The 7,966-nt window shown below is 74.5% G+C and carries 7 protein-coding genes and 1 pseudogene; 4 read left to right on the forward strand and 4 right to left on the reverse strand.

What is annotated here, in order from left to right; all coding sequences use genetic code 11:
• Positions 1–189: 189 nt before the first annotated feature.
• Positions 190–2,874 (reverse strand): cation-translocating P-type ATPase, encoded by a 2,685-nt coding sequence (locus tag DLJ47_RS19300; RefSeq protein WP_446723585.1) that lies wholly within the window; start codon positions 2,872–2,874, stop codon positions 190–192.
• A 193-nt stretch (positions 2,875–3,067) separates the two neighbouring features.
• Here DLJ47_RS19300 and DLJ47_RS19305 point away from each other — a divergent pair, with 193 nt between their 5' ends.
• Positions 3,068–3,544: a cyclic nucleotide-binding domain-containing protein gene (locus DLJ47_RS19305; RefSeq protein WP_088994719.1), complete on the forward strand. Its 477-nt coding sequence runs from the start codon at positions 3,068–3,070 to the stop codon at positions 3,542–3,544.
• Between the two features lie 78 nt (positions 3,545–3,622).
• Here the strand turns inward: DLJ47_RS19305 and DLJ47_RS35840 are convergent, their stop codons facing one another.
• Positions 3,623–3,907 (reverse strand): hypothetical protein, encoded by a 285-nt coding sequence (locus DLJ47_RS35840; RefSeq protein ID WP_158289849.1) that lies wholly within the window; start codon positions 3,905–3,907, stop codon positions 3,623–3,625.
• Positions 3,908–3,987: 80 nt separating this feature from the next.
• On the reverse strand, positions 3,988–4,830 hold the full coding sequence (locus DLJ47_RS19315) for a LysR family transcriptional regulator (protein WP_199235906.1): 843 nt from the start codon (positions 4,828–4,830) through the stop codon (positions 3,988–3,990).
• Between the two features lie 108 nt (positions 4,831–4,938).
• On the opposite strand from DLJ47_RS19315, the pseudogene DLJ47_RS36960 reads away from it, so the two are divergent.
• Positions 4,939–5,694, forward strand: a pseudogene (locus DLJ47_RS36960) (MFS transporter); the annotation flags it as partial.
• 1 nt (position 5,695) lies between these two features.
• Positions 5,696–6,154 (forward strand): MFS transporter, encoded by a 459-nt coding sequence (locus DLJ47_RS36330; protein WP_233257899.1) that lies wholly within the window; start codon positions 5,696–5,698, stop codon positions 6,152–6,154.
• Between the two features lie 109 nt (positions 6,155–6,263).
• Here the strand turns inward: DLJ47_RS36330 and DLJ47_RS19325 are convergent, their stop codons facing one another.
• On the reverse strand, positions 6,264–6,812 hold the full coding sequence (locus DLJ47_RS19325; protein WP_233257900.1) for a nucleotidyltransferase family protein: 549 nt from the start codon (positions 6,810–6,812) through the stop codon (positions 6,264–6,266).
• Between the two features lie 176 nt (positions 6,813–6,988).
• Here DLJ47_RS19325 and DLJ47_RS19330 point away from each other — a divergent pair, with 176 nt between their 5' ends.
• Positions 6,989–7,771: a class I SAM-dependent methyltransferase gene (locus tag DLJ47_RS19330; protein ID WP_233257901.1), complete on the forward strand. Its 783-nt coding sequence runs from the start codon at positions 6,989–6,991 to the stop codon at positions 7,769–7,771.
• Positions 7,772–7,966: the final 195 nt, after the last annotated feature.

Raw genomic sequence — 7,966 nt, forward strand, 5'->3', positions numbered from 1 at the left:
GGGTGGGGCGGGCGGGTGAACCGCTGGTCGCCAAGGGCGACGGCCGGTACGTCTGCCCGCGCACCGGGGCCGAGTACCACGAGGCGGCGGGCCGGCTGACCGAGCTGCCCCCGGCCGCATGAGCCCACGACCCGGGGCCCGGGTGCGGGTCCGACCGGCTGGCTGACCTCGCCCCCGCCCGGCCGCCGATCAGCGCGACCGCGCCGGCACAGGCCCGCCCTCGGCCGCCGGGCCACCCTCGACCGCCAGACCGCCGTCGGCCGCCAGACCACCGTCGGCCACTGGGTTGCCACCGGCCGGAGTGTCGGGCGCCGCGGCCCACGGCCGGCGGGCCAGCCACAGCACCAGCCCGGGCAGCACGCTCACCGCGGCGCAGGCGAGCAGCTCCGGCGCGCCGAGCGGCGCGGTGCCGAGCAGGTCGCGCAGCGGCGGCAGCAGCACCCCGGCCACCTGGAGCAGCGCCGACACCGCCACCGCGACCGGCAGGGCGCGGTTGCCGCGCCGGGCGCCACGCGGGCGCGGCGCGCGGACCGCCAGCGCCACCCCGAGCTGGGCCAGGCCGAGGACCACGAAGACCACCGACTGCCAGGGCCGGTCCCAGTGCCGGGCGAGCACCCCGGCGCCGAGCACCACGGCCGCGATCAGCGCCCCGGTGACCAGCACGTCCCGGCCGAGCCCGGCGCCGAGTACCGACTCCTGCGGGGAGCGCGGGGCCCGCCGCAGCGTGCCGGGCTCGGCCGGCTCCGCGCCGAGCGCCACCCCCGGCACCCCGTGGGTGAGCAGGTTCACCCAGAGGATCTGCGCCGGCAGCAGCGGTACGGCCAACCCGAACAGCGGGCCCAGCAGCATCACCGCGATCTCGGCCACGCCGCCGGAGAGGGCGTAGCGCAGGAACCGGCGGATGTTGTCGTAGATCCGCCGGCCCTCGCCGATGGCGGCGGCCACGGTGGACAGGTCGTCGTCGACCAGCACCAGGTCGGCGGCCTGCCGGGCCACCTCGGTGCCGCCGCCCATGGCCACCCCGATGTCGGCGCGGCGCAGCGCCGGGGCGTCGTTGACGCCGTCGCCGGTCATCGCCACCACGTGCCCCCGGGACTGCAACCCGGCGATGATGTCGAGTTTCTGCTCCGGCTGGGTGCGGGCGTACACCCGGGTCTCCGGATGCGCGCGGGCCGGGTCCTCGTCGTCGCCGCGGACCAGCGGGTCGCCCTCCCGCCACAGCCCGAGCTGCCCGCCGATCGCCGCGGCGGTCGCCGGGTGGTCCCCGGTGACCAGCACCAGCCGGACGCCGGCGGTGTCGAAGCTGCCGGCGATGTCCGCCGCGCCGGCCCGCAGCGGGTCGCCGACGGCGACCAGCCCCACCGGCCGCAGCCCGGTCGGCCGGGCCGGGTCGGCCGGCGGCGCCCCCAGCAGGGCGGACGCGACCGCCAGCACCCGCAGCCCCTCGGCGGCCAGCCGGTGCGCCGTGGCGGCCAGCTCGGCGATCTCCTCGGCGCTGGCCTCCAGCAGGGACGCGGTCAGCACGTTCTCCGGCGCCCCCTTGCACACCACCAGGTACCGGCCGTCGCAGGAGCGGTGCACAGTGGTCATCCGGCGCAGCTCCTGGTCGAACGGGTGCTCGGCGACCCGCGGCCAGGCCGACCGGGTGGCCGACGGATCGAGGCCGCACCGGGCGGCGAAGGCGACCAGCGCCGCCTCCAGCGGGTCGCCGACGGCGGTCCACTCCGGCCGCTCGTCGGTCGGCGGCGCCAGCGTCGCGTCGTTGCAGAGCAGCCCGGCCCGGGCCAGTCGGCGCAGCTCCTCCGGCACGGCCACCGGCTCGCCCCGGTGGTGCACCGCGCCGTGCGGGGCGTAGCCGCGGCCGGTGACCGCGTACCGGGAGCCGTCGGTGGTGACCGCGTGCTGCACCGCCATCCGCCCCTCGGTGAGCGTCCCGGTCTTGTCGGAGGCGATCACCGTGACCGAGCCGAGCGTCTCCACGGCGTGCAGCCGCCGCGGGATGGCCCGGGCGCCGGCCATCCGGCGGGCGCCCAGGGCGAGGGCGAGGGTGACCACCGCCGGCAGCGACTCGGGCACCGCCGCCACCACCAGGCTGACCGCGGTCACCGCCATGTCGACCACCGGGCGCCCGCCGACCACGCCGATGACGAAGACCAGACCGGAGAGCAGCACCGCGGCCAGGCCGAGGACGCGGCCCAGCGTGGCCAGCCGGCGCTGCAACGGCGTCGCGGCGGGCCGGGTGGCCGCCACCAGGGCGCTGATCCGGCCCAGCGCGCTGGCCGGGCCGGTGCGCACCACGGTGCCCGTGCCCCGGCCGGTGGTGACAACGGTGCCGGCGCTGGCCTCCTCGCCGGCGTCCCGGCCGACCGGCACCGACTCGCCGGTCAGCGCCGACTCGTCCAGGTGCAGCCGGCTGGCCTCGGTCAACCGCAGGTCAGCGGGGACCACATCGCCCGCCTCCACCCGTACCACGTCGCCGCGGACCAGGTCGGCGGCGGGCAGCACGACGTCCCGGCCGTCGCGCAGCACCCGGGCGGTGGGCGCGGCGAGCTGGTCGAGCGCGGCGATGGCCCGGTCGGCGCGTACCTCCTGGACCACCCCGATCGCGGTGTTGACCAGAACCACCAGCACGATCACCGCGGTGTCCGGGTAGTCGCGCAACACGGTGGTGACCACCGCGGCGGCCAGCAGCAGGGCCACCAGCGGGTCGGTGAGCTGGTGCAGGATCCGGCTCGCGAGGTGCCGGCGGGGCGGCGGCGCCGCCGCGTTCGGCCCGTCCGCGCGCAGCCGCTCGGCGGCCTGCGCCGAGCTGAGCCCGCCGGCCGGCTCGACCGGGGTGTCCACCGCCACGTCCATGTCCACCCCGGTCGTCACATCACCCTCCGCCGCTGCGGGCGCGCCCCGTCGGCACACCGCCCCGCCTCCACCTTCGCGCCGGCGGCGCGGCGCCGGCAGGGGCGTTGCGCCCGCGCGCGGCGGGACCAACGGCCCTGCCGCCGCCGGCCCCGGATGCGGTCGAATGGAGCGACCGGCCGGTCTGGCGCACCCAACCAGAGAGGCGTACGCGATGACCACTCTCGACGTGCTCCGCGCGCACCCCTTCCTCGCCGGGCTCCCCGAGCCGTGGCTGCCCCGGCTGGCCGGGTACGCCCGCCCGGTGGTCTGGCACCCCGGGCACCGGCTGTTCCGCGCCGGCCAGCCGGCGCAGCGGTGCTGGCTGGTCCGCGACGGGCAGGTGGCGCTCGACTTCGCGGTGCCCGGCCGGGGCGACGTGGAGATCGAGGTGATCGGGCCGGGTGGGGTGCTCGGCTGGTCCTGGCTCTTCCCGCCGTACCGCTGGCAGTTCGGCGCGGTGGCGGTGCGGCGCAGCACCGCGGTGGAGTTCAACGCCGCCGGGTTGCGCCGGCTGATGGAGTCCGACGACGCGCTCGGCCGGCAGCTCACCACCCGGTTGATGAGCGTGGTGGTGGACCGCCTGCACGCCGCCCGGGGCCGGCTGATGGAGCTGTACGGCTACCCGACGCCGGAGCCGACCGCCGGCTGACCCGCGCCCGTGGGTGCACCGGCTCCGCCCCGCCCGTGCGGCGCGGTCAGCTGGCAGCGCGTGCCCGCCGCCGCAGGCCTAGTCGTCGCCCGGGACGGCGACCCGGCGGCGGACGACCAACTCGTCGACCTCCAGCCGCCCGATGCGCAGTTCGCGGATGACCGCCCGACGGATCGCGAGCCGCCCGATGGCCAGCACCGCCACGGCGCCCGCCCCGGTGGCCAGCGCGCCGATCGCCAGCGCGCCGATGGACGCCGCGCCCCCGGCCCGCGCGCCGACGGCCGCCGCCCCGGTCGCCGTTGCGCCGACCGCCCGCGTCCCACGTACACCGTTCCGGCTTCCGCCACGTACCAGCCTCGTCATCCGGCCATTGTCCGCCCGCCATGGCCGACCGGTACGCCGTCTACCGCAACGGCATCCGCCGGGACGTCCTTCCGCGGAATTCAGATCGTGCGTCGTAGCGCGGTCTCGACGGCATCGATCAGGGGGTCACCGTCGGTCCGTGGGTGTCGTGCGAGACCGAGTTCGACGTCCGGCAGGGTGGGCAGGGCGTCCGCGTCGTAACAGGCCATGACCGGTTCGAGGTTCGCGGGCATGAGCGCGGCGACGCCGAGCCCGGCCCGCAGCGCGGCGAGCACACCGACCAGGCTGTTGCTCTCGAACGCCACCCGCCAGCGCCGCTCGGCACGGTCCAGCGTTTCCAGCACGGACGTGCGCCAGGAGCACGGGTTCGAGAACAGCACCACCGGCAGCGGGTCGGCAGCCACGTCCACGCCCTGGCCGATCGCCCAGACCAGCGGGCGGCGTACCGTCCAGCGCGGCGGCCCGGGAACGTCCGGCACCTCGTCGAGCACGAGGTCGACCCGGCCCGCGTCGTAGGCCTCGCGCATTGCGGCTCTGGAGATGCTGAGGACCTCCAGCGTCGCGCCGGGGTGCAGCCGGGCGAGGTCGGCGAGGGCCTGCGGAAGCTGGGACGCGGCGAGGTCTTCGAGCAAGCCGATGCCGCAGTGGCCGGTGAGCGCGCGTCCGGCTTCGGTGAGTGCTTGTGTCGAGAGCGAGAGGATGCGTTCGGCGTACGGCAGGAGCTCCTCACCTGCCCGGGTCGGCGAGACGCCGGACGACGACCGGTAGAGCAGCGGACGGCCGACGGCGCTCTCGAGCTTGCGCAACTGCTGGCTGAGCGCGGGCTGGGTATGCCCGAGCGCGGTCGCGGCGCGGCTGATGCTGCCGGCGCGTACGGCGGTGACGAACGACCGCAGCAACGCCGTCTCAAGATCCCTGGCCATAAGCATTCATTATGCCAGGCCCAAGAAGCTGGCCACTTCCGATGAGCTCGCGGACGACCTAGCGTCCGGTAGGTGATCAGGTATCGACAGGTACTCGCGGTGCCAGGGATGGCACCGCTGCTGGGCGTTTCGCTGCTCGCCCGTGCCGCGATCACGGCTGACGTGATGGCGCTGACGATGTATGTCGTGCTGGGCCTGGACATGAGCTACGCGGCAGCGGGTGGTGTCGCGGCGGCTCTGGCCATCGGGCTGGCGCTGGGTGGGCCGCTGCTTGGCCGCATGATCGACCGGCGGGGCCTGCGTACGGTGCTGCTGGCAACTGTCGTACTGCAGGTCGTGTTCTGGCTGAGCGTGCCGATCCTGCCGTACGGGATCCTGCTGGGCGCCGCCTTCGCGGCGGGTCTGCTGATGGTGCCGGTTCAGCAGGTGACCAGGCAGGCGATCGCCGCGATGACGACGGCGGGACAGCGCCGGGCCGCGTTCGCGCTGGAATCGGTGCAGGGCGAGCTGTCGTACACCGTGGGTCCGGCGATAGTGATCCTGTGTGCGGCGAAGATGTCCCCCGGTGTGGTGGCATGGGGGGTCGGCGCCGCGATCGCGGCTGGCGGAGCCGGGATCGCCTTGCTCAACCCGCCGCTGCGTGCCGAGGACGAGGCGGATGCCGGCCCGGCCCGACGGCCGCCGCGCCGGGAGTGGCTGGGCGCCGGCATGATCGCCGTACTGACGATGGCGTTCGGCGCCACGACGCTACTCAGCGGCGTCGACCTCGCCATCGTCGCCACGCTCGAAGAAGCAGGTCAGGTGTCCTGGGCCGCCGCGGTCGTAGCGGTGTTCGGCGTCGCCTCCGTCGCCGGCGGGCTGATTTATGGCGCACTGCCCTGGCCGCTGCCCACGTGGCGTGCTGCTCGGCTTGCTCGGCCTCGTGACGGTTCCCGCCGGGCTTGCCGACGACTGGCCCTGGTTGTGCGTGGCCGTTGTCGGCGCCGGGCTTCTCACCGCGCCGACCCTCTCCGCGGTGGCCGACGCGGTGAGCCGGCTGGCGCCAGCCAGCGTGCGGGGTGAGGCGACAGGTCTGCAATCCTCGGCGCAGAGCGCGGGTTACGTGCTCGGATCCCCGATCGTCGGGGTGGCGATCGACGTCTCCGTGCCAGCGGGCGGCTTCGCGGCGGCCGGGCTGGCCGCCATCGCCGCCGCGCTGATCGGACGCCTGCTCTCCCATCGCTCGCCCGACCGCGGTCTCCGCTCAGCGACCCCACTCGTGCCGGGGCACCGGACCTTGAGCCACCTCGGGCCGACGCCCAGCGAAGGCGGGGGGCGCGGCTGAGTCCGCCTACCTGATCCAACGTCGGGCTCACGTGCTCGCGATCGGCGCGGCCATGACCGGGAAGAGGACGTCCTCTCGGGGCTGCGCTTCCTTCGCTTTGGGGTGAGCGCTAGAGTTCCAACCGCAGTCCGGCCCATCGGTCGAGCCATCCCTTGACCTCCACGCGGCGCTGTACCGTCGCGCGGCCCGCTGCGCCGGCGAAAGCTGGCGAGGGGCGGACGACCATTCCCACAAGGTCAGCCAGCCCATGGCAGGACACCAGGCGAACAGAGCCACCCCGCAGAGTAACCGCGACACAGGTTGCCGTTTCGGGCCAGCGCGAGACCGCGTCCAAGGTGGACGTGTAGGGCTCATCGCCATTGTGCAGATGCATCCGTGCCTGATTACGAATCTCCCACGGCACCCCGGGTAGGGCCGCCATGGCTCGGGCTTCGGCGCGTGCGTCCTCGCGCGGGTCCAGCTTCTCCGGGTCGAAGTAGGCGACATCCACGTCGCGCTCCGGCGAGACCGGGAGGTCGCTGATCGCGTCCCAGACGCGGTTGCGAACGAAGCCGGCACCGATCCACCAGTCCGGTAATCCAAGGTCGGCCGTGGCCCGAAGGACTCTCATCGCTACCGGGTCGGACTCGATCACGCCCACAACGTCCTGCGCGCTCATGACCACCCCAGCGACCCTAGACCAGCGGAGGTACGCACCGCCTGCGAGGCGTGGGCAGCGGGCGGAGCGAAGTCGGTCGACGACGTGCTTCGGCGCGATAACCACCGCGGACATCCGCTCATAGCCGCATGGCCGGCGTCGGCAGTGCCAGGATGTTCGGCATGTCTGGTCGTGCCATGAGCTTCGGACTGGTGGCGGAAGCATATGAACGGTTCCGGCCGGGATATCCCGTGGAGCTTGTCGACATGGTGATGACGTATGCGGGCAGGCCGGTTCGGGCTGCCCTCGAGATCGGCTCCGGGACAGGCAAAGCAACTCGTCTGTTCGCTCGACAGGGGATCGCGGTCACCGCGACCGAGCCGGACGGGGCCATGCTCGCCGAGCTGCGTAAGCACGTGCCAGCAGACGTCAAGACCGTGCAAGCCTCGTTCGAGGACCTACGACCGGGCGAACGCTACGACCTGGTTTATGCGGCAGCGGCGCTGCATTGGACCAGCGCGGAGCGGCGGTGGTCGCGCATGGCCGCGTTATTGAAGCCGGGCGGCGTGTTCGCCTCGTGCGGTGGCCCGATCCAGCTGGTCGACCCGGCTGTGCGGGAAGCGGTTCGGGTGGCCCGGGCACCATACCTGGAAAGCGACGAGATCCCGTCTCCCGACGGGACGCCTCCGGAACACGACATGCAATGGCCGGGTACGGAGCTCCAACGGTCCGAATGGTTCGTCGACGTTCAGCAGGCCGTGATCGAGCGCCGCCTGACGATGAGCGCCGACGACTACGTCGGCCACCTCGCGACCATCTCCGCCTACCTCGAACTGCCGGCCGCGCAGCAAGAGCGGGTGTTCAGCCGGATCAGGCGGGTCCTGCCGAAGACAGTCGAGATCGCCGCCGACATCACCGTCCATCTCGCGCGCCGGCGCGCGAGCTGTACCACGTCGGTCACCAGGGCGCCGTCCTGCTGACAGGAATCCGGAGGTAGCCGCTGTCCGGGTACGGGGGCCGCCGCCGGACCGGCCGAGAACGCCTCGAACGGCGTCCGGGCAGACCGGGCCGGGAGCCGGGCCGTCCCGGGCCGGAGCGCCACCGGGGGGTGGGTGGCGCGTCCGGTCCGGGACGGCGGGGCCCCGTCGGTCGCCGGGGCCGGTGCGGGTCGGGGC

The organism is Micromonospora sp. S4605 (assembly GCF_003176715.1).
Taxonomy (GTDB): domain Bacteria; phylum Actinomycetota; class Actinomycetes; order Mycobacteriales; family Micromonosporaceae; genus Micromonospora; species Micromonospora echinaurantiaca.